The sequence below is a fragment of the Nonomuraea sp. NPDC004186 genome, from assembly GCF_053603495.1.
Window position 1 is genome coordinate 15,734 of sequence record NZ_JBSGFQ010000103.1, and the last position, 20,562, is coordinate 36,295.

The window sequence follows — 20,562 nt, forward strand, 5'->3', positions numbered from 1 at the left end:
GCGACTACGCAAAGTGATCCACTTCACGTTGATCTCATCGTCAAGTGAGTTCGGACACCATCTTGACGACACCCCCCGCACCCCCGCTCGGGCGCTCCCCCGGCCCTCCGCCGCCGGCACCCCACCGACGAAGGCCCGTACGAGGCATGACGAGGCCGGTCAGCGAGGGGGCGCCACCGTCCCGCGGCCCGCGAAAAACCGGCCCGGGGCACCGGAAAAGGTCACCGTGGGCACCGGTTTACTCACCGAGAGAATTCGCAGTGCTGTGTCGAGTTGACGCCCTTTACAGCACCCCGGTCGCGAGGGATCATCTCTCTAGAGAGCTTGAGTCTGATTAGGCTGGACAGCCGGTTAGAGGGGCCTCTTGTCGGAAATTGTTGACCACGACCCCATTATCTCCCTCGCCTCTCCCGAACTCCTTGCCGACCCCTATCCCTGGTACGAAATCCTCCGCCGGGAACGACCCACCTTTTTCTACGACCGACTTAACTCCTGGATTTTCAGCCGGTACGACGATTGCGTCTCCGTGCTGAAGGACAGCGCGAACTTCGCCGCCGACTGGCGCCGCGTCGGTGAGACGATGCCGCCGCGGGCGATCAACATGCTGACCCTGGACCCGCCGGAGCACACCGTGGTCCGCCGGTTCTTCATGGAGGCGCTGCGCGAGCAGGACCACCCGGCCCTGGAGCAGATGATCGCGCAGCACACGACCGAGCTGCTGGCCGGTCTCGCGCGCCGCCCGTCGTTCGAGTTCCTCACGGAATTCGCCGAACCGCTGGCGCTGTCGACGACCTCCGCGTATCTGGGCGTGCCGATGCCGGATCCGGCCTGGGCCGGCCGGGCCGCCCGGGACATCGTCGCGGGGATGGACGCCGGGCTGTGGCCCGAGCGGGCGCGGCCCGTAATGGCCGCGCAGGAAGAGCTGGCCGTGCTGGTCGAGGGCTGGCTCGCCGATCCGCCGCCCTCCGGCGTCGTCGGCGCCATCGCGCGGCGGGCGGCCGGCAGCGGCGTGGACCCGGACATCGTCGCCAACACCGTGCGGGGGCTGCTGTTCAGCGGCTACAGCTCCGGCAGCAAGCTGCTCGGGCTGGTGGCGATCGCCCTGCTGCACCAGCGGGCCGGCGAGCTGGAGCGGTTCGGCGAGGCCGACACCGCACGCGCGGTGGACGAGCTGGTCCGCTACGCCTCCCCGATCCAGGCGGTCGCCCGCGCGTGCGTGCGCGACACCGAGGTGGGCGGGACCACGGTGCGCGCGGGACAGGCTGTCACCCTGTTCCTGGGCGCGGCGAACCGGGATCCCGCGCGGTTCCCCGACCCGGACACGGTGCGGCTGGACCGCCATCCCAATCCGCATCTCGGCTTCGGCCGGGGCCCGAAGTCCTGCCTCGGCTCCCCCTTTACAGCCATCTTCACCCGGGTGGTGCTCCGCGTCCTCGCGGAGCGTTATCCGGACATCCGGGCGCTCGGCGCGCCGACGTATTTCCCGAACCTGACCGCCCGCAGCATTGAGCGTTTCGACGTTGCCCTTCGGTGAAGGAGGTTTATGTGCTGAAGGTCGTCGGAGCATCGTTCGGGCGGACCGGGACCTCTTCGGTCCGATTAGCGCTGGAGACCCTCGGATTCGGCCCCTGCCATTACATGAAAGAGCTTTTCGCCGCCCCCGCGCATGCCCGGGAATGGCTCCGCGTCGCCGACGGCGGAAAACCCGACTGGAAACGGCTGCTCAATGGTTTCACCTCGACGATCGCCTGGCCGGCGGCATTCTACTGGCGGGAGCTGGCCGTCGCCTTTCCCGAGGCGAAGGTCCTGCTGATCGTGCGGGATCCGGCCTCGTGGTACGCCAGCATGAGCCGCACCCTGTACCGCACCAGGCCCGCCGGCCAGGAGACGGCCGTCCGGGACCAGGTCATCGAGAAGATCGTCTGGCAGGGGACGTTCTCCGGGCGGTTCGAGGACCGCGACCACGCCATGGGCGTCTACCGGGCCCATCTGGACGAGGTTCGCGCGGCAGTGCCGTCCGGACGGCTCGTCGAGGTCGAGCCGTCGCATGGCTGGGAGCCGCTCTGCGCGGCCCTGGGAGTCGACGTGCCGGACCAGCCCTTCCCCGTGGCGAACACCACTGGCGACTATCTGCGCCGCGCCGAGCAGGCCGGGGTGCTCCCGCCACGATGAAAAAGGACAGGTAAGTGGCGCTCACCGTTTCATCCACCGCCGACCCGTACGGAGTGGCGGCAGCGCACTGGGACCACCTGCACGTGGGCCCGCGATCGGCCGCGCTCGTCTCCTTCTTCGCCGACCTGGCCCCGCCCGGCGGGCACGCGCTGGAGATCGGCCCGGGTACCGGCCGGATGACCCTGGCGGTGGCCGAGCGCGCGGCGAGCGTGCACTGCCTGGAGCCCTCCCCCGGGATGCGGGCGGTGCTCATGACCAAGCTGGCCGCGCGGCCGGACCTGCGGGACCGGGTGACCGTGCTGGCCGGCGCCGCGCCGGACTTCCCTCTCGACCGGCGCTTCGACTACGTCTACCTGGCCGCCGTGCTGCAGGACGTGCCGCCGCGGGCGCGCCGGCCGCTCTTCGCCGGCTTGGCCGAGCACCTCGCGCCGGGTGGCGTGCTGGCCATGGACATGGTGACGGACGAGGCCGTACCCGACCATCCCGAGCGTGAGACGCGCGGCGCGCACCAGGGAGAGTGCCGCTACACCCTGTCGTCGGCCGTCCGGCCGCTCGGCCCCGACCTGGCCGGAGTGCGGCGCGTCTACCGCACCTACCACCGCGACACCCTGGTGGCCACCGAGACCGTGGAATGCGACTACCACCTCCATCGGCCCGCCGACGTGCTCGCCGACCTGCGCGCGGCCGGCCTGACCGCCGTGGGCGGCTCGGCCGTCGCCGACGAGGTGACCCCGCTCGACGACAAGGGCACGCTGATCGCCCGGCTCTGAGCTCGAGGCCCACCGTGGACGTCCCGCGGCCACCTGCCAGGTTGCCGGGCGCCGTTCGGGCCTCGGAACCGTCCGCCGGACCTCGGCGGACGGCAGCGGCGAGTCAAGGAGGTGCGCCATGCGGTACTGGTACTGATCACTCACACCGTGGCCTGATCCTGCGCGATCAGGCCACGGCCTGGCCCTGGCAACGACACGAACGGGGGGTCATCCGATGCTCCAGTCCCACGACACCGAGGTGCTGGTCGTCGGGGGCGGCCTGACCGGGCTGTCCTGCGCGCTGTTCCTGGCCCGGCACGGCGTACGGTGCACGCTCGTCGAGCGCCACCCCGACCTGCTGAGCCACCCCAGGCAGCGCAGCCTGGTCCCGCGCCTCATGGAGATCTACCGGCAGGTCGGTCTGGAGTCCCGGATCCGGGAGAACCGGGTGGATTTCGCGAGCTCCGCGGAATACGTGGCCATCCGCGCGGAGACGCTGGCCGGCGCCCGGCACCTCCCCGTGGACCAGCAGGACGACGCCGCGCGAACCGCCGCCTTCAGCCCCTGCTCGGGCACCCCCATCGATCAGAACCGGGTGGAGGATCTGCTGCGGACCCGGGCGCGCGAGTTCGGCGCGCGGATCAGGTTCGGCACCGAGGTACGCGGCCTCACCCAGCACGAGGACGGGGTGGAGGCGCACCTGCGCGATCTCGACGGCACCGGGCATCGGCTCCTGGCCCGATACGTCGTCGCGGCCGACGGCGGGCGCAGCTCGGTCCGGGACGGGCTCGGCATCCCGATGGAGGGGCCGGTCGACTTCTTCCGCCTGCTGACGCTCATGGTCGAGGCCGACCTCCGTCCCGCGCTGGCCGGCCGTACCGTGCACATGGCCTTCCTCGAACGGCCCCGGCCGCGGACGTACCTGATGGCGCTGGACCGGACCGGTCAGCGGTGGGTCTTCGGCACCACGGACGATCCGGACGGCGCCGAGCCGGACGAGGACGAATGCGTCGAGCTGGTACGCGCCGCCGCCGGCCTGCCGGAGGCACGGGTGAGGCTCCGGCCGCAGATACCCGGCACCGCCAGGACCGTCCTGCGCTTCGAGGTCGGCGCGGCCGTGGCGGCCGCCTACCGGAAGGGGCGGGTGTTCCTGATCGGCGACGCGGCGCACCTGATGCCGCCGACCGGGGGATTCGGCGGTGTCGTGGGCGTGGAGGACGCGCACAACCTGGCCTGGAAGCTGGCCGCCGTCGTCCATGGTCACGCCGGGGAACGGCTGCTCGACACGTACGAGGACGAGCGCCGCCCGGTCGCGGAGTTCGCCCTGCGGCAGGCGCTCGCGCGCTACCGGTCCCGCCTGGAACGGCTACCCGCGACCGATGAGGTGCCGGTGGACCGCTCGACCGTGATGATGGGGCACCGCTACCGGTCGACGGCGGTGATCGGCGGCGCGAGCGGGGTGACCGCGCCGGTGGAGGTCTCCGGCCTGTGCGGAGAGCCCGGCACCAGGGCTCCGCACCTCCCGCTCGCCGGCTCCGGCGAGCGATCCACCATCGACCTGTACGGTGACCGCTTCGTCCTGCTGACCGGCCACGACGGCCAGGACTGGGTGACGGCGGCGGGCAAGCTGCCCATGCCGGTGACCGCCCGGCGGCTGGAGACCGACGGCGCGGCGGCGGCTCGGCACGGCCTCGGGCCGAGAGGGGCGCTGCTGGTGCGGCCGGACGGGTTCGTGGCCTGGCGCAGCCCGGGACCGGCCGCGGATCCCGCCGCGCAACTGCTCGCGGCGCTCACCGCCATCCTGTCCGCGCCGCCCCCGACATAGGCATGATCACGGCATCCACTTGCCGCCCGCGACGTCGATCGTGAGCCCGGTGAGCCAGGACGAGGCGTCGGAGGCGAGGAAGGCCGTCACGTTCGCGACGTCGAGCGGGGTGCCGAGCCGTCCGAGCGGGTGCTCGGCCAGCATGCGCTCCTGATACTCCTGCGGCATGCGCTCCGCCAGCCGGTCCGTCATGATCGTCGAAGGCGCGATCGAGTTTACCCGGATGCCGGTGGGGCCGAGCTCGTGCGCCAGTTGCCTGGTCAGCGCGATGATCCCGGCCTTGGCCACCGTGTAGGCCACGGAGGCGGAGGTCGCGGTACGGGCCGCCAGCGACGACATCGTGATGATGGACCCGCTGCGCCGCTCTCTCATGCGCGGCAGGAACCCCTTGATCACCAGGAACGTCGAGGTGAGGTTGGCGTGCATGGTGGCGTGCCAGTCCTCCTCGCTCGTCTGGTCGATCGGCCGCGGGATCCCGGTCCCGCCACCCGCGAAGATCGCCAGCACGTCCACGGGTCCGATCCTGCGCTCGACCTCCACCCGCATCTCCTCGACGGCGGCGAAGTCGGTGGTGTCGGCGGCGACGCCGAGCGCCCCGCCGCCGATGCTCTTCACGGCCGCCTCGATCGCGGCGGGGTCGCGCCCGTTCACGACCACCCGCATGCCCTGCTCGGCCAGCACCCGGGCGGTCTCCCGCCCGATCCCCCCGGAGCCGCCGGTGACCAGCGCTACCTTGCCCTGCAGATCCGGATACATCATGACTCCCACTCCCTCGCCAACTCGCGGCCGTTCCCTTGCGAGTCAACGTTGCCCTGTGCGGAGGGCTCGGTACATCAGGCGCGAGGGGCGTTTCCCGCTGCGCCCGTGGGCGTGTGCCAGGGCGCGGTCCGTACTCCGTAGGTCGTACGCGAGGTATGTCAGGGCGGCGGCGTGGAGCACGCAGTCGTCACAGCACCGGTGTGACGTCGGTGTGAACGAAGTCGTCGCCCTTGAAGAGCAGTGGCTCATGACAATCTCTTGCCAGCGCGTAGGAGAAGCAGTCGCCGTAATTCAGCCCAGCTTTGTGCCCACTCCCCCTGCCATAGTCCCAGTAAGCCCGACGGGCGATGCGTGCCTGCTGCACTGTGACAGGCATGATTTCGACCTTCATCCTGCTCAGGAAATCGTCCAGGAGTCGGGAAGCGGCCGGATCGCGCGTACGCTCGACCACGGCGGCTACCTCCAGATACGTCGCGGCCGACATACGGCGCAACACGGCATCTCGGATTGCTTCAGTAAAGGCGGCGGCATCCGGCTCTCCCTTGAGGATCGCGACGATCGCGCTGGTGTCAATGATCACGCGGGGAGCCCCGTCTCGGAGTCATACAGGAAGTCGGTGGACAGGTCCGCATCACCCAATCTCGAGCGGATCTTCGCGGCGAGCGCGAGCAGTTCTTCCGCCATCGTGGCGTCTTCTTCCTCCAGACGCTTGGCAAGCAGACGCTCGCGCCGCTCGCGCAGGGCGGAGATGACGGCGGCGGTCTTGCTCTCTCCCGTGAGCGCGCCGATCTCCGCTGCCAGCCGTTCGGCCTCGGGATTTTTGATGTTCAAGCTCACGACGCCTCCTTCTACCCTGTCCTTACTCAGATTCTACCCTTTCTCCCCTGGGCCTTCAGCTGCGACGGCCAGGAAGTAGTCGTCACCGCCCACCTGGCCACCCTTCAGCGCCACTTCGAGCCCGTCGTATGCAGGATCGTCCGAGGTCAGCACGCATACCGGCGCGCCAGGGGCCAGCGCGGCGACCACGTCCAGGGAGCGGGCGCCGAGCGCGGCCACGACCTGGCCCGAGGTGTCGCCGCCCGCCACCACCAGTCGCCCGACCAGCCCGGCGCGGACGGCCACCGAGGCGATCCGCCCGAGGAGGTCCCCGATGGCCGCGGGGTCCCGGGCCGGGCCGCGGGTCGACTGGACGATCGTGTGGCGCTCCTCCCCCAGGCTCTCCGCCACCTCGGCGAGGAGCCCCGCGAAGGAGCCTGTCGCGCCTCGAAGCCCGCTGAAGGCGTCCAGCACGCGCCACCCCGCCCGCTCGGCCGCGTCGATCTGACGGACGGTGATCGGAGAGCGGCTGCCCGACACGACCAGCACGGGGGCGGCGGGGCCGAGCGGCTCGGGCTCCCGCCGCCGCCCCGCACCGGCCGCCGCCGCGTGGGCGGAGGCGAGGGCATGGCTCAGGCCGCCGGAGCCGACGCAGTACAGCGGCCCGCCCCGGCTTCCCGCGTCGGCGAGCAGGAGGCGGCCGAGCGCGCGGACGTGCTCCTCGGTCTGGGCGTCCGCCACGAAGGCCGCGTCCTCCCCCAGCGCCCGGTACGCCTCCTCCGACGGCGCGGGTGATGCGGGCAGCCAGCCGACCCGCCCCGCGCCCTGCTCGGCCAGGCGGATCCGGAGGTCCGACTCCGAGGCGGGGGTGACCGGGTGGTCGCGCATCGGCGGGTAGCGGTCGAGCCGGTGGACCTCGGCGCCCGAGCGTACGAAATGGTTCGCGAACCACGTGTAACGCCCCAGCTCCGGCTGGGCGGCGAGCACCGGGACCGGGCCCCGCGCCAGCCCTTCACGGTGGAGGGCCGCGATGACCGCCCCGATGCTCCCGTGCGCGGGCGAGGAGTCGAACGTCGAGCAGACCTTGTACTGGATCACCAGCGGCCGCAGCGCCGCCACGGCCTTGAGCACGGGCAGCACCACCGGCACCGGGTCCGCCGACGCCCGGGCGGTGGTGGCGATCCCGATGACGTCGTACGCGTCGTCCAGACGGCCGGCGTCGGTGACCAGGGAGCCGGTCAACCCCAACCGCCTGAACTGCCACAACGCGTCGGTCGCCCCCGTAAAGTCGTCCGCGACGAAGGCGAACGACGTCACGGCCACCTCACCCCTTTCAGCCTCACTTCCGGATCACCCCGCCGAAGTACGTCAGCGCCGCGCGCAGCTCCGGCTCGTCCACCTCGTCCAGCGGCACGCCCGCCACGGAGGCCGCCCAGGCCTGGCGCATGCTGGTGATCCCCGCGGCCGGACCGTCCGGGTGGCCGAGCACGCCGCCCCCGGCCAGCACCAGCAGGTCGGTGGTCCCCGTGCGGGCCAGGGCGACGGGCGCGGTGCCGGCCCACTGGGCGGACGACAGCACCGGCAGGCAGGGGAAGCCGCCGAGCAGCGGCTCCCGGACCGCCGCCACCGTGGCGGCGACCTCGTCGTCCGTGACGTAGAACTTGCTGTGGAACCCGCCGCAGTGCAGCTGGTCGACCCCGGCCAGCCGGGCCAGCTTCTGGTACGCCACGTGCCCCATCCCGAGCCCCGGGTGGCGGGCCAGCGCCCCGATGCCGGTGACGTGGCCGTGGATCGGCACCCTGGCGTGCCGGCGCAGCATGGCGACGGCCGGGAAGCCGACGACGTTGAGGTTGACCATCACGCACGTGCCGCCGGCGGCCACCACCAGGTCGTGGTTGCGCAGCATCCGGTCGGGCTCGTCGCTGATGTTGAACGCGTACATCGGCCGCCGCCCGGTCCGCCGCTCCACCTCGTCGAGTGCGGCCGTCACCGCGCGGATCCGCTCGGGGAGCGGGGCCGGCGGGCAGTCGGCGTTCACCTCGTCGTCCTTGATGAAGTCGGCTCCGGCCAGGCCGAGCTCGCGCACCAGGTCCACGTAGTCGGCGGGGCGCAGCCCGACGTTCGGCTTGACGATGGTGCCGATCAGCACGCCTTCGGGACGGGCGACCAGCCGCCGGGTGCCCTCGACGGCGAACCCCGCCGGCAGGTACGCCGCCCCGAAGGCGTCGGGCAGCTCCAGGTCCACCAGCTTGAGCCCGGCCAGCTCGCGCAGCTCGTAGAGGTTGCCCGCGACCACCGGGAGCAGGTTCGTGAGCGAGGGACCGGTGTTCGCCAGCGGGAAGCCGATCCTGACCAGGGCCGCCGTCAGGGGCCCGTCCCCGATCGCGCCCGGCAGGGGCTCGGAGCCGGGCGGGGTCTCCGTGATGGACAGCACCACGGCGCTGTGGCGGGCGCGTAACTCGTCGGTCTCGCCGCGCACGCTGACGAAGGTGCCGGTGCTCTGCTCCCCCGCGATCGCGCTCACGGCCTGCTCCAGCGGGAGGCGGGTGAGCACCCGGTACGTCGCGACCGTGAGCTCGCCGCTCACAGCACGGCCGCCAGGTGCTCCATGGCGAGCGGCGGGCTGGCGAGGATCGGGACCGGGGCCTCGACCGTACCGGCCACGCGGGCCATCGACGCCTGGGCCAGCACGATCACGTCCACCTCCGCGGCCAGCGCGGCCAGCGCATCGGCCACCCGCGCGTCGTGCGTGGCGGCGTCCCCGCCCATCAGGGCCTCGAACGCCCCCTCGCACACCCTGGCCGTCAGCGAGACCTCCTTGTCCGAGGCGGCCGCGCGACGGCGTACCAGGTCGGCGGTGGGTTCGAGGGTGGTGGACAGGGTGGCGAGCACGCCGATCCGGCGGCCGAGGGCGACGGCACGGTCGGCCATCGGCCGGTCCACCCGGGTCACCGGCACGCCCGTCAGCGGCTCGGCGGCCTCCACGGCGGCGCCGATCGACGAGCACGTCACCAGGATGTGGTCGGCCCCGGCCGCCTCCGCGGAGCCGATGTGGCCGGCCACGCGGCGGGCGGTCCGCGGGGTGAGCCGGCCGGCGGCGATGGTGTTCTTGATCAGGCTGTCGTCGACGATGTTGAAGGTCTCGACTCCCGGCAGGTGCTCGGCGCACAGCTTGGCGAACACGTCGACCAGGGTCGCGGAGGTGTGGATCAGTCCCAGCCTCTTCGTCATGAGCCTCACTTCATCAGATGAAATGTCATCTTCATCGGATGAAATGCTATGAAAAATCAGGCGGGAGCGGTAGCGTCCGGAGCGTGGCAATCGATCCCAAGCGGGACAGGCACGCCCAGGTGGTCCAGGCCCTCGGCCCCCGCATCGTCACGGGCGAGCTCGCTCCCGGCACGTCCATCCCGATCGAGGAGGACCTGGTGGGCGAGCTGGGCATCGGCCGCTCCGCGGTCCGGGAGGGCGTGAAGGTCCTGGCCGGCAAGGGCCTGCTGGAGACCAGGCGGAGCGCGGGCACCAGGGTGCGCCCGCGCGAGTCCTGGAACCTGCTCGACCCCGATGTCCTGAGCTGGCGGTTCGAGCCCGAGCCGCGCCCCCGGGACATCCAGATGCTGGCCGACCTGCGGGTCGCGCTGGAGCCTGGCGCCGCCAGGGTGGCGGCCGAGCGGGCGGACGCGGTCGCGGTGCGGCGCATCGACGAGGCCCTGGCCGCGCTGTACGCCACAGCCGACGACCCCGAACCCTTCATCGAGGCCGACCTGGCCTTCCACAAGGCGGTGTTCGCCGCGGCGGACAACGACCTGCTGCTCTACATCTACGACATGATCAGCATCGCCCTGCGCTCCGTCCGGCAGGTGCACACCCGTTCGGTCGCGCACAACAAGGAAACGCTGCCCGGCCACGAGCGCGTGGCGCTGGCGATCAGGCGACGGCACCACCGCAAGGCCGAGGAGGCCATGCGCGAGGTGGTCGAGGTCGCCCGCGCCGACGCCGAGCAGCACGTACGCCTCTGCTGCTAGCTATCTCCAGCAAGAAAGAGCTGACTTTGGACGTCCTCATCGACGTGGACGGCCCCGTGGCCGTCGTCACCCTCAACAGACCCGCCAAGCTCAACGCGATCACCCCTGACATGGCCGCCGCGCTGCGTGCCTGCCTGGGCCGGGTGGACGCCGACCCCGCCATCCGGGTCGCGGTGCTCACGGGCGCGGGCGAGCGCTCGTTCTGCGTCGGCAGCGACATCCGCGAGCTGGACGAGTACGCCACGCCGTGGGAGTTCCGCAACCGCGGCGACTACGGCGACGCGGTCCGCGCCCTGCGCAAGCCGATCATCGCGGCCGTCAACGGCTACGCCTACGGCGGCGGCCTGGAGCTGGCCATGGCCTGCGACATCCGCCTGGCGGCCGAGACGGCGACGTTCGCCGCGCCGGAGATCAAGCTCGGCTGGATCGGCGGCAGCGGCCAGTCGGCGCTGCTGGCCCACTCCGTCGGGCCCGGCAACGCCGCCACGATGCTGCTCACCGGCGACCCCATAGACGCCGCCCGCGCTCAGAGCTGGGGGCTGGTCACCGACGTGTTCCCGCAGGAGAAGCTGGTGCCGGCGGCTCTCGAACTGGCCGCGACGATCGCCAAGCGGCCGCCGATCGCCGCGCAGACCGCCAAGGCCAACCTCAAGGCGGCCTATTCGATGCCGCTCGACCAGGCCATCCAGTACGAGCGCGACCTGCAGACCGTCTGCTTCGCCACGGAGGACGCGGCCGAGGGCCGGGCCGCCTTCGCCGGGCGCCGCGAGCCCGTCTTCGAGGGGCGCTGATGGGCGTCCTGGACGGCTACCGCGTGGTCGATCTGTCCATCGCCATGGCGGGCCCGCTGGCCGCCATGCGGCTGGGCGACCTGGGCGCGGACGTGGTCAAGGTGGAGCCGGTGACCGGCGAGTGGCAGCGGCACGCCCCGGCGGGCGGGGCGACGGGGAACCAGGTGAACGCCTCGTTCCTGTCCCTCAACCGCAACAAGCGCAGCCTCGCCGTCAATCTCAAGTCCGACGAGGGCCGCGCCATCGTGCACAAGCTCGCCGCGACGGCGGACGTGTTCCTGCAGAACTACCGCGCCGGCGTGGCCGAGCGGCTCGGCATGGACTACGACACGATCCGCGCCATCAACCCGGGCATCGTGTACGTCTCCATGTCCGGGTACGGCGAGACGGGCCCGTACGTGTCGAGACCCGGCCAGGACCTGCTCCTGCAGGCCATGAGCGGCGCCATGCTGAGCACCGGCCGCGACGGCGACCCGCCCGCGCCCGCCGGCACGTACGCCATCGACGCCATCACCGCCTACAGCGCCTTCGAGGGCGCGCTGGCCGCGCTGCTGCACCGCGAGCGGACCGGCGAGGGCCAGCGGGTGAGCGTCAACATGCTGGACGCGGCCGTCGCCGTGCAGATGCAGGAGCTGTCGATCTTCACGGTCGGCGGCGTGCCGCAGCGGCGCGGGCACGAGCCGCACGGCCACACCTACATCCGCGCGCCGTACGGGGTGTTCGCCACCAAGGACGGCTACCTCGCGCTCGGGATGCCCAGGCTGGACGCGCTCGCGGTCGCGCTCGACCTGCCGGAGCTGGCCGCCATGGACGGCGACGCCGACGGCCACACCAGGCGCGACGAGATCACCGCGATGGTCGCCGGGCGGCTGCCGGAGCGGACGACGGCCGAGTGGCTGGAGATCTGCGCCCGCCACGACCTGTGGGCGGGCCCGGTGTACGGGTACGCGGAGCTGGTGGCGGACCCGCAGGTCAAGCACAACGGCTCGTTCGTCACGTACGAGCACCGCACCGAGGGCACGGTCACCACGCCCGGCTTCCCCTACGGCTTCAGCGCCACCCCGCCGCGGGTGCGCCGGGGCGCGCCGCTGGTCGGCGAGCACACGAGGGAGCTGCTGGAGGAGCTCGGCTACCCGCCGGAGCGCACGGCCGAGCTGGTGGCGGAGGGCGTGCTGGCATGCGAGGACTGACCTGGGACCATCCCCGGGGGTACGCGCCGCTGGACGAGCTGACCCGGCTCGACCTGGCAGGGGACAACCCCTACGGGGACGTGCCGGAGCCGATCGAGTGGGACCGGCAGCCCCTGGAGGGGTTCGAGTCGGAGCCGATCGCGAAGTTGTGCGAGACGTACGACGTGCTCGTGATCGACCATCCCGGGCTGGGCGCGGCCATGGACGCGCTGGTGCCGATGGACGAACTGTTCGACGAGCCGGTGGAGACGCGGTTCGTCGGCAGGAGCTACGAGAGCTACCACCTGGAGGGCCGCCAGTGGGCGCTGCCGCTCGACGCGGCCACCCAGGTGAGCGCGGCCGGGCCCGGCGTCGAGGTGCCGAGGACGTGGCCGGAGATGGCGGAGTTCGCGCGGGACGCGCGGATGGCGCTGTGCCTGGGCGGGCCGCACGCGTTCCTCATGTTCTGCGCGCTGTGCTCGGGTGACTTCCTCGACGAGGCGGCCGGGGAGCGGGCGCTGGAGCTCATGTCGGAGCTGCTCGCGCGGGCCGACCGCGACGTGTCGCTGCTCAACCCGATCGGCGTGCTCGACACCATGACGGCCGGCGGGGTGGACTTCTGCCCCCTTCTGTACGGCTACGTGACCTACCCTCTGACCTTCTCGGACGCCCCCGCCTGGCCGGGCGAGCCGCCCGGGAGCGTGCTCGGCGGCACCGGGCTCGTGGTCTCCAGGCGGCGCGTCGGCTCGATCCGCGAAGCCGTCCGCGCCCACCTGCGCCGCCTGGTGTCGGAGCCCGTGCAGACGAAGCTGTTCCCGGCCACCGGCGGGCAGCCCGCGGCCCGTTCCGCCTGGCAGGGCGACCCCACGCTCGCCACCCTGGAGGCCGCCTGGATCAGGCCGCGCTTCCCCGGCTACATCGCTTTGCAGGAGCGGTCGTCCGCGCTGGTCCGCGACGGGCTGCTCGCCCGCGTCCGGCCCCGCGACCTGCTCAGGGACCTGCACAAGGAATGGAGGCAGACATGACCACGGCGCTCGTGACAGGCGCCGCCGGAGCGCTCGGCAGGGCGATCGTCCGCCGGCTGGCCGCCGACGGCCACCAGGTGGCGGCGCTCGACCTCGACGCCGGCTCCCTCGAAGGCGCGCTCAACCTGAAGGTGGACCTGCGCGACCCGGCCGCGATCGAGTCCGCGTTCGCCGAGACGGCCGCGCGGCTCGGCCCGGTCGGCATCCTCGTCAACAACGCGGCGATCTACCCCGCCAGGCCGTTCCTGGAGGTGCCGCTGGCCGAGTACGAGGACGTGCACGCGGTCAACCAGCGGGCCTACTGGCTGGCCGCCCAGCACGCGGCCGGGCAGATGACCTCGGGCGGCGCGATCGTCAACATCGCCTCGATCACCATGCACGGCGGCTGGTCCGACCTGGCCGCGTACGTGGCCACCAAGGGCGCGGCGGCGGCGCTGACCAGGGCGCTGGCCCGCGAGCTGGGACCGCGGGAGATCCGGGTCAACTGCGTCTCGCCGGGCGCGTTCCCGACGGCGGCCGAGAAGATCCACGAGGACCCCGAGGCGTACAACCGGTTCGTCCTGGAGCGGCAGTCGCTCCAGCGGCGCGGGACGCCCGACGAGCTGGCGGCCGTGGTGTCGTTCCTCGCGGGCCCGGACGCGTCGTTCGTCACGGGCCAGACCATCGAAGTCAACGGAGGGTGGGTGATGGCATGACGCCGGACCGCAGGCGGCTGGCCGAGCTGACCGGGGACCTGAGCGCGGCCGGCGGGGTCCGGCTGGTGACGCTCGGGGACGGGGTCGAGCGGGGCATCAGGACGCTGGAGTTCCGTACCGGCTCGGGGCTGGCGTTCGACGTGCTGGTGGACAGGTGCATGGACATCGGGCACGCCGAGCACGCCGGGCGCTCGTTCGGCTGGCGCTCCCCCACCGGCTTCCGCCACCCCGGGCTGCACGAGAACGCCGACGAGGACGGGCTGTCCTGGCTGCGCTCGTTCTCCGGGCTCATCGTCACGGCCGGGCTCGACCACACGCTGTTCGGGGGCGAGGTGCCCGCCGGCACCTACCGCTACCCGCCCCGGCAGTCGGTGCGGCACGGGCTGCACGGCCGCGCGGGCAACCTCCCGGCTCGGCTCACCGGATACGGCGAGCGCTGGGACGGCGACCGCTGCGTGCTGTGGGCCGAGGGCGAGGTGCGCCAGGCCGCGGTGTTCGCCGAGAACCTGCGCCTGGTCCGCCGCATCGAGGCCGACCTGGGCGGCGACGAGATCAGGCTCGTCGACACCGTCACCAACGCCGGGTTCGAGCCGGCGCCGCACATGTTCCTGTACCACATCAACCTGGGCTGGCCGCTGCTCGACGAGGGTGCCCGGCTGGAGGCCGACATCCGCGAGACGCTCTGGCAGAGCGACAGCGTGGCCGAGCAGAAGGCCGACCACGTGACCTTCCCGGGGCCGGTGCCGGGGTTCGTGGAGCAGGTGTACGAGCACGCGCTCAACCTGGGCACGGACGGGCTGCACCGGGTGGCGGTGGCCAACGACCGGCTCGGGATGAAGGTCACCGTGGAGTGGCGGGCGGAGGAGTTCCCGTACTTCTTCGAGTGGCTGAACCTGCGCTCGGGCAACTACGCGGTCGGCCTGGAGCCGTCCACCCACCACGTGTCGGGCGACGCGGCGGCGCGGGAGGACGGCAGCATGATCTGGCTGGGCCCGCAGGAGTCGCGGACCTACCGCACGACCTTCCGCGTCTCCTAGTGGAGCCGGTACGCGCGGCGGGCCGTACCGGCGAAGACCTCGGCCCGCTCGCCTTCCGACAACCCGGCGCACAGGTCGTCCGCGGCCTGTGCGACCTGGTCGTACCCGGCCGCGAGCAGGCAGACCGGCCAGTCGGAGCCGAACATCACCCGCTCGGGCCCGAATGCCTCCAGGACGGTCTCGGCGTACGGCCGCAGGTCGGCCACCTGCCAGGACGCCCAGTCGGCCTCGGTGACCATGCCGGACAGCTTGCAGTAGACGTTCGGGCGGGCGGCCAGCTCCAGGATCCGGCTGCGCCACGGCTCCAGCTCGCCGGTGGCGATCGGCGGCTTGGACAGGTGGTCGAGCACGAACGTGAGCTCGGGCATGGCCGTCACGGTGTCGACGGCGGCGGGGAGCTGGTGCGGCAGCGTGAGCAGGTCGTACGCCAGCCCGGCGGCGGCCACCGCGGCGAGCCCGCGGCGCACGTCGGGCCGGGTGAGCCAGTCGGGGTCCGGCTCGGACTGGACGCCGTGGCGGACGCCCACCAGCCCGGCCGGCAGGCCCGCCAGGGTGTCGGCGGCGTCGGGCGCGGTCAGGTCGATCCAGCCGACGACGCCCGCGACCAGGTCGGACTTCGCGGCCAGCGCCAGGAACTCGCGCGTCTCGGCCAGATCGGGCAGCACCTGCACCAGCACGGTCGCGGTCACTCCGGCCGCGGCCGCGGGCCCGGCGAGGTCGTCGAGGGTGAACGTGCGCCGGACGGGCGCCATCGGCTCGGGGTCGAGCCAGCCGTGCGGGCGGGCGGCGAGGTCCCAGATGTGGTGGTGGGCGTCGATACGGGTCATGCTTCAGTCCAACTCGGTCCAGAGGGCTTCGGGAATCGGGGTGGCGGCCAGGGCGAGGTCCTCGGCCACCTCCTCGGGGCTGCGGGCGCCGACCACGATGCCGGTCACGGCCGGGTGGCGCAACGGGAACTGGAGCGCGGCCGCCGCGAGCGGCACGTCGTACGCGGCGCAGCGCTCGGCCAGGCGGCGCGCCCGCTTCAGCACGGGCTCGGGCGCAGGGGCGTAGTCGTAGTACGCGCCGGGCCCCGGGTCGGCCAGGATGCCGCCGTTGAACACCCCCGCGACCAGCACGCCGGTGCCGCGCTCGGCGCACAGCGGGAGCAACTCGTCGGCCGCCGTGCGGTCGAGCAGGCTGTAGCGGCCGGCCACCATCACGCAGTCGACGTCGGTCTCCCGCACGAACTTGACCAGCATCTCGGCCTGCGTCATGCCGACGCCGATCGCCCGCACCCCGCCCTGCTCGCGCAGCCGCGCGAGCGCCGGGTAGGCGTGCCGCACGGCCTCCTCCCAGTGGTCGTCGGGGTCGTGGATGAGCAGGATGTCGAACGCGTCGAGCCCGGAGCGTTCGAGGCTGGCGGCGAGCGAGGCGTAGACGCCCTCCACGGTGTAGTCGCGCCTGGCGGGGCCGAGCAGCGCGCCGACCTTGCTGGACACCGTCGCCTCGGACCGGTCGACACCCGCGAGGAAGCTTCCCAGCCTCCTCTCGGCCAGGCCGGAGCCGTAGCGGGGGGCGGTGTCGAAGTAGCGGACGCCCGCGGACCAGGCGGCGTCGAGCGTGGCGGCGGCCTGCTCGTCGCCGACCGCGGTGTAGAGCCCTGCCAGGGGCGCGGTGCCGAGGCCGATCCGGGAAACGCCAACGCCGCTGCGTCCGAGTTTCTCCATGATCGGCAACCTAGCAGAGCTCCCATCTTTCGGCTAGATCTACGGGAGGTATGGACATCAGATGACTTCTTCGCGTAAAGATACATCCTACGTTCACCGCGCTTGTGGCGTCCCTGTGAGCGGCTGCTGAGCCGGACAGGTCGTACGCATCCATGCGCTCCCCCCTCCACCGTGTTCTGGAACAGGAGTGACGGTGTCCAACGACGGCTACACACGACGAGGCGTACTCAAGACCGGCTTAGGCGCCGCGGCCGGGTCCCTGCTCGTGACCACCCCCGCGCACGCCTCCACGGCCGCCGGCCCGCTCAAGCTCTGGTACGACCGCCCGGCGGCGGCCTGGCTGGAGGCGCTGCCGGTCGGGTGCGGGAGGCTCGGGGCCATGGTCTTCGGCGGCGTGGCCACCGAGCGGCTGCAGCTCAACGAGGACAGCATCTGGGCCGGCGGGCCGCACGACTACGACAATCCCGAGGCGCTGGCCGCGCTCCCCGAGATCAGGCGGCTGGTCTGGGAGGACAAGTGGCAGGCCGCCCAGAACCTGGCGGACAAGAAGTTCCTCGGCAAGCCCAGCGAGCAGGCGCCGTACCAGGTGCTGGGCGACCTCACGCTGACCTTCCCGGGCGCGGCGGAGTTCACGGAGTACCGCCGCGAGCTGGACCTGTCCCGGGCCGTCACGACGGTCACGTACGTGCGGGACGGCGCGCGCCACACGCGCGAGGTCTTCGCCAGCAACCCGGACCAGGTCGTCGTCGTCCGCCACACGGCCGACAAGCCCGGCTCGGTGACGTTCCAGGCGGCCTTCACCAGCCCGCAGGCGTCCTCCACCTCCTCCGCCGGCCGCGACTCCATCGCCCTTGACGGGGTCAGCACCGACACGCAGGGCCTGAAGGGCGAGGTCCGCTTCCGGGCCCTGGCCAGGGCGGAGGCCCGCGGCGGCGCGGTTCGCACCGACGGCGGCACGCTGATCGTCGAGGGGGCGGACGAGGTCACGCTGCTGATCTCCATGGGCTCCAGCTACCGCAGCTACAAGGACGTCGGCGGCGACCCGGCCGAGGTGGCGGGCCGGCATCTCACGCGTGCGTGCGGGCAGCCGTACGAGGTGCTGAAGCGCAAGCACGTACGGGACTACCAGCGGCTCTTCGGGCGGCTCGAGATCGACCTGGGCACCTCGGAGGCCGCCGCGCTCCCCACCGACCAGCGGATCGCGCGCAAGCAGCTCGACACCGACCCCGGGCTGGCCGCCCTGTACTACCAGTTCGGGCGCTACCTGCTGATCTCCTCCTCCCGCTCGCCCGGCCACGCCGCCAACCTGCAGGGCATCTGGAACGACTCGCTCACGCCCGCGTGGGAGTCGAAGTACACGATCAACATCAACTGCGAGATGAACTACTGGCCCGCCGCGCCCGCGAACCTGGTCGAGTGCATGGACCCGCTGTTCGACCTGATCAAGGACCTGGCGGAGACGGGGGCGAGGACCGCCGCGGCGCAGTACGGCGCGAAGGGCTGGGTGGCGCACCACAACACCGACGGCTGGCGCGGGACGGCGCCCGTGGACTTCGCCTTCTACGGCGTGTGGCCCAGCGGCGGGGCGTGGCTGTGCCTGATGCTCTGGGAGCACTACCTCTACACGGGGGACGAGCGGCGCCTGCGCGAGCACTTCCCGCTGATCAAGGGGTCGGTGGAGTTCTTCCTGGACACGCTGCAGACCGATCCCCGGAGCGGCTACCTGGTGACGAACCCGTCGCACTCCCCGGAGGTCGGGCACCACGAGGACGGCGGCGAGAACGTCAGCATCTGCGCGGGGCCCACCATGGACATGCAGATCCTGCGGGACCTGTTCGGGGCCTTCTCGGAGGCGTCGGAGATCCTGGGGGTCGAGGCGGACATGCGCGCCAAGGCCGCCGACGCCCGGTCGAAGCTCGTCCCCAACCAGATCGGCCACCTGGGGCAGATCCAGGAGTGGCAGGAGGACTACCGGGGGGACGCGGCGCTCTCGCGCAGCCGCCACATCTCGCACCTGTGGGGCCTCTTCCCCGGCCACCAGATCGACCCGCGCCTGTCGCCCGACCTGGCCGCCGCCGCCCGGCGCACCCTGGAGCTGCGCGGCGAGGCGGGGGCCGGGTGGTCGCTCGCCTGGAAGATCAACTTCTGGGCGCGGCTGCTGGACGCTGCCGAGGCGTACAAGCGGCTGTCGAACCTGCTGCTGCCCGCCCGTACGGCGCCGAACATGTTCGACCTGCATCCGCCGTTCCAGATCGACGGCAACTTCGGCGGGACGTCGGGGATCACGGAGATGCTGCTGCAGAGCCACGGGGACCAGGTGCACCTGCTGCCCGCCCTGCCCGCCGCCTGGCCGGCCGGGTCGATCCGGGGCTTCCGGGCGCGGGGCGGCTTCGAGGTGGACCTGTCGTGGAGCGCGGGCGCGCTGACCGGGGGGCGGATCCGCTCGGACCTGGGCCGCGAACTCACCCTCCGGACCGCCGCGCCGGTGACGGTGACGTCGGGCGGGCGCCCGGTCACGGTCTCCCGCCCGGAGCCTAACGTCGTCGTCCTCGACACCCGCCGAGGCACCACCTACGACCTCACCCCGTCCCCCTGACCCCCGCCCGCCCCCGCCCCGCCCGGGCAAGCGCCCTGCCTGGGCGCCGGGCTCCACCGCACCCCGTCCGGACGCGGCGCCGCTCAGACGGTGGCGGTGGGCGGGGGTGGGGAGGTGCGGGTGCGGGGGCGGGTGCGGGAGGCTTCGCCCCGGGCGTGGGCGGCGAAGAGGCGGGCCGCCTCGTCCGGGTCGCCCGACGCCAGGGCCGCCACCAGGTCGTCGTGGTGGCCCGCCATGGCCGTCCAGTCACCGTCGTACAGCGGGTTGCCCACCACGTGCAGGCTCCACAGGTTCGACTCGATGGTCCGCCACAGCCGCAGCAGGAACGAGTTGCCGCACGCCGCGCAGACCCGCCGGTGGAAGGCCAGGTCGGCGTCGCGGAAGGCGCCGATGTCCCCGTCCTGGGCGGCCTGCCGCATGGCCAGCACGTCGGCCGAGAGCTCCCGCAGGGTGTCGGCCTGGATGCGGGCGGCGGCGCCCCGTGCGGCATACTCCTCCAGCAGCACCCTGATGTCACGGACCTCCCGGGCCTGCTCGTCCGAGATCTCCGCGACGTAGCTCCCCCGGTTGGGATAGGAGATGACCAGCCCCTCGTGCGCCAACCGCTTGATCGCCTCACGCGCCGGGGCCTGGCTGGTGCCGACCCGGCGGGCGATCTCCGCTTCCACCAGCCGCTGCCCAGCCACCAGCTCCCCCGAGACGATCCACCCGCGGAGCAGCGCGTAGACGCGGTCGGACAGGAGCTCCCTGGGCAGCAGCCGGGCCGCGGGCGGCGCGATCTGCTGCTCCTGCCAGATCCGGGCCACCGTCGACTGCGACAGCCCGAGCTGGCGCGCCATCGTACGGGTCGAGGGCACGGCCGTGCCGACCGCCGCGGCGGCGATCACGCGCTCGGCCTCCTGCCGCTCCGCGGTGCGCGGGCGGCCGGGCCGGGGCGCGTCCGCCAGCCCGTCGAGCCCGCGCTCCACGAAGCGGGCCCGCCATTTGGCCACCGTCGCCGGGCTCACGTCGAGCCGGTCGGCGATCTCCTTGCGCGGCAGCCCGTCCGCGCAGGCGAGCACGATCCGGCTGCGCAGTCCCAGACCCCCGGAGGACCCTTCGGCCCACTCGCGCAGCGCGGTGCGCTCCTCCTCGCCCAGCATCAGCCGCTTGTCGTCATCGCGTCCAGCCACGGCCCCACCTTAACGTATTTAT

The 20,562-nt window shown here is 72.5% G+C and carries 20 protein-coding genes; 11 read left to right on the forward strand and 9 right to left on the reverse strand.

Going from position 1 to position 20,562, the window contains the following annotated elements; translation table 11 throughout:
- The first annotated feature begins 526 nt into the window (after positions 1-526).
- The 4 genes from ACWEPL_RS50490 (at position 527) to ACWEPL_RS50505 (ending at position 4,746) form a co-directional block, all read left to right on the forward strand.
- A complete protein-coding gene (locus ACWEPL_RS50490; RefSeq protein ID WP_452440560.1) occupies positions 527-1,534 on the forward strand; it encodes a cytochrome P450 in 1,008 nt (335 codons plus the stop codon).
- An 11-nt stretch (positions 1,535-1,545) separates the two neighbouring features.
- Positions 1,546-2,172 carry a sulfotransferase family protein gene (locus ACWEPL_RS50495; RefSeq protein ID WP_452440561.1) on the forward strand — a complete coding sequence of 209 codons (627 nt, stop codon included), beginning with the start codon at positions 1,546-1,548 and terminating at the stop codon, positions 2,170-2,172.
- 14 nt (positions 2,173-2,186) lie between these two features.
- Positions 2,187-2,942 (forward strand): class I SAM-dependent methyltransferase, encoded by a 756-nt coding sequence (locus tag ACWEPL_RS50500; protein ID WP_452440562.1) that lies wholly within the window; start codon positions 2,187-2,189, stop codon positions 2,940-2,942.
- Positions 2,943-3,156: 214 nt separating this feature from the next.
- Complete coding sequence (locus tag ACWEPL_RS50505) at positions 3,157-4,746, forward strand: FAD-dependent oxidoreductase (RefSeq protein ID WP_452440564.1); 1,590 nt, start codon at positions 3,157-3,159, stop codon at positions 4,744-4,746.
- Positions 4,747-4,752: 6 nt separating this feature from the next.
- On the opposite strand, the gene ACWEPL_RS50510 is transcribed toward ACWEPL_RS50505, so the two are convergent.
- From ACWEPL_RS50510 to ACWEPL_RS50535, 6 genes are all read right to left on the reverse strand, one after another.
- Positions 4,753-5,505: an SDR family NAD(P)-dependent oxidoreductase gene (locus ACWEPL_RS50510; RefSeq protein ID WP_355201026.1), complete on the reverse strand. Its 753-nt coding sequence runs from the start codon at positions 5,503-5,505 to the stop codon at positions 4,753-4,755.
- Positions 5,506-5,692: 187 nt separating this feature from the next.
- Positions 5,693-6,085, reverse strand: a complete 393-nt coding sequence (locus tag ACWEPL_RS50515; protein WP_355201028.1) for a type II toxin-antitoxin system VapC family toxin — start codon at positions 6,083-6,085, stop codon at positions 5,693-5,695.
- The gene (locus tag ACWEPL_RS50520; RefSeq protein ID WP_350733771.1) at positions 6,082-6,342 is read right to left on the reverse strand and encodes a type II toxin-antitoxin system VapB family antitoxin; all 261 of its coding nucleotides are present in this window, start codon (positions 6,340-6,342) and stop codon (positions 6,082-6,084) included. Before ACWEPL_RS50520 ends, ACWEPL_RS50515 begins: the two co-directional genes overlap by 4 nt.
- 33 nt (positions 6,343-6,375) lie before the next feature.
- The gene (locus tag ACWEPL_RS50525) at positions 6,376-7,638 is read right to left on the reverse strand and encodes a four-carbon acid sugar kinase family protein (RefSeq protein WP_452440566.1); all 1,263 of its coding nucleotides are present in this window, start codon (positions 7,636-7,638) and stop codon (positions 6,376-6,378) included.
- 22 nt (positions 7,639-7,660) lie between these two features.
- The gene (locus tag ACWEPL_RS50530; RefSeq protein WP_452440567.1) at positions 7,661-8,908 is read right to left on the reverse strand and encodes a RuBisCO large subunit C-terminal-like domain-containing protein; all 1,248 of its coding nucleotides are present in this window, start codon (positions 8,906-8,908) and stop codon (positions 7,661-7,663) included.
- Positions 8,905-9,552 (reverse strand): aspartate/glutamate racemase family protein, encoded by a 648-nt coding sequence (locus ACWEPL_RS50535; RefSeq protein WP_452440568.1) that lies wholly within the window; start codon positions 9,550-9,552, stop codon positions 8,905-8,907. Before ACWEPL_RS50535 ends, ACWEPL_RS50530 begins: the two co-directional genes overlap by 4 nt.
- A gap of 83 nt (positions 9,553-9,635) precedes the next feature.
- On the opposite strand from ACWEPL_RS50535, the gene ACWEPL_RS50540 reads away from it, so the two are divergent.
- Genes ACWEPL_RS50540 through ACWEPL_RS50565 form a run of 6 tightly spaced genes read left to right on the forward strand, consistent with a single transcriptional unit; the run spans position 9,636 to position 15,063 of the window.
- Positions 9,636-10,346: a FadR/GntR family transcriptional regulator gene (locus ACWEPL_RS50540; RefSeq protein ID WP_350733778.1), complete on the forward strand. Its 711-nt coding sequence runs from the start codon at positions 9,636-9,638 to the stop codon at positions 10,344-10,346.
- 26 nt (positions 10,347-10,372) lie between these two features.
- On the forward strand, positions 10,373-11,137 hold the full coding sequence (locus ACWEPL_RS50545; protein WP_363966674.1) for an enoyl-CoA hydratase/isomerase family protein: 765 nt from the start codon (positions 10,373-10,375) through the stop codon (positions 11,135-11,137).
- A complete protein-coding gene (locus ACWEPL_RS50550) occupies positions 11,137-12,327 on the forward strand; it encodes a CaiB/BaiF CoA transferase family protein (RefSeq protein ID WP_363966675.1) in 1,191 nt (396 codons plus the stop codon). The genes ACWEPL_RS50545 and ACWEPL_RS50550 overlap by 1 nt, the downstream gene beginning before the upstream one ends.
- Positions 12,315-13,331 (forward strand): hypothetical protein, encoded by a 1,017-nt coding sequence (locus ACWEPL_RS50555; RefSeq protein ID WP_452440570.1) that lies wholly within the window; start codon positions 12,315-12,317, stop codon positions 13,329-13,331. Before ACWEPL_RS50550 ends, ACWEPL_RS50555 begins: the two co-directional genes overlap by 13 nt.
- Positions 13,328-14,026 (forward strand): SDR family NAD(P)-dependent oxidoreductase, encoded by a 699-nt coding sequence (locus ACWEPL_RS50560; RefSeq protein WP_452440572.1) that lies wholly within the window; start codon positions 13,328-13,330, stop codon positions 14,024-14,026. Before ACWEPL_RS50555 ends, ACWEPL_RS50560 begins: the two co-directional genes overlap by 4 nt.
- A complete protein-coding gene (locus tag ACWEPL_RS50565) occupies positions 14,023-15,063 on the forward strand; it encodes an aldose 1-epimerase family protein (RefSeq protein ID WP_452440573.1) in 1,041 nt (346 codons plus the stop codon). Before ACWEPL_RS50560 ends, ACWEPL_RS50565 begins: the two co-directional genes overlap by 4 nt.
- Here ACWEPL_RS50565 and ACWEPL_RS50570 read toward each other — a convergent pair.
- Both ACWEPL_RS50570 and ACWEPL_RS50575 read right to left on the reverse strand, forming a co-directional pair.
- On the reverse strand, positions 15,060-15,890 hold the full coding sequence (locus tag ACWEPL_RS50570) for an amidohydrolase family protein (protein ID WP_363966682.1): 831 nt from the start codon (positions 15,888-15,890) through the stop codon (positions 15,060-15,062). The genes ACWEPL_RS50565 and ACWEPL_RS50570 overlap by 4 nt on opposite strands.
- 3 nt (positions 15,891-15,893) lie before the next feature.
- Positions 15,894-16,772, reverse strand: a complete 879-nt coding sequence (locus tag ACWEPL_RS50575; RefSeq protein ID WP_350733790.1) for an aldo/keto reductase — start codon at positions 16,770-16,772, stop codon at positions 15,894-15,896.
- 193 nt (positions 16,773-16,965) lie between these two features.
- Here ACWEPL_RS50575 and ACWEPL_RS50580 point away from each other — a divergent pair, with 193 nt between their 5' ends.
- On the forward strand, positions 16,966-19,368 hold the full coding sequence (locus tag ACWEPL_RS50580; RefSeq protein ID WP_452440575.1) for a glycoside hydrolase family 95 protein: 2,403 nt from the start codon (positions 16,966-16,968) through the stop codon (positions 19,366-19,368).
- An 83-nt stretch (positions 19,369-19,451) separates the two neighbouring features.
- Here the strand turns inward: ACWEPL_RS50580 and ACWEPL_RS50585 are convergent, their stop codons facing one another.
- Positions 19,452-20,540: an FCD domain-containing protein gene (locus tag ACWEPL_RS50585; RefSeq protein ID WP_363966685.1), complete on the reverse strand. Its 1,089-nt coding sequence runs from the start codon at positions 20,538-20,540 to the stop codon at positions 19,452-19,454.
- Between the last annotated feature and the right edge of the window lie 22 nt (positions 20,541-20,562).

Coding starts and splice junctions, on each gene's coding strand:
- ACWEPL_RS50505 (WP_452440564.1), top strand. CDS start 3,157: ATGCTCCAGTCCCACGACACCGAGGTGCTGGTCGTCGGGGGCGGCCTG.
- ACWEPL_RS50510 (WP_355201026.1), bottom strand. CDS start 5,505: ATGATGTATCCGGATCTGCAGGGCAAGGTAGCGCTGGTCACCGGCGGC.
- ACWEPL_RS50535 (WP_452440568.1), bottom strand. CDS start 9,552: ATGACGAAGAGGCTGGGACTGATCCACACCTCCGCGACCCTGGTCGAC.
- ACWEPL_RS50550 (WP_363966675.1), top strand. CDS start 11,137: ATGGGCGTCCTGGACGGCTACCGCGTGGTCGATCTGTCCATCGCCATG.
- ACWEPL_RS50555 (WP_452440570.1), top strand. CDS start 12,315: ATGCGAGGACTGACCTGGGACCATCCCCGGGGGTACGCGCCGCTGGAC.
- ACWEPL_RS50560 (WP_452440572.1), top strand. CDS start 13,328: ATGACCACGGCGCTCGTGACAGGCGCCGCCGGAGCGCTCGGCAGGGCG.
- ACWEPL_RS50565 (WP_452440573.1), top strand. CDS start 14,023: ATGACGCCGGACCGCAGGCGGCTGGCCGAGCTGACCGGGGACCTGAGC.
- ACWEPL_RS50570 (WP_363966682.1), bottom strand. CDS start 15,890: ATGACCCGTATCGACGCCCACCACCACATCTGGGACCTCGCCGCCCGC.
- ACWEPL_RS50575 (WP_350733790.1), bottom strand. CDS start 16,772: ATGGAGAAACTCGGACGCAGCGGCGTTGGCGTTTCCCGGATCGGCCTC.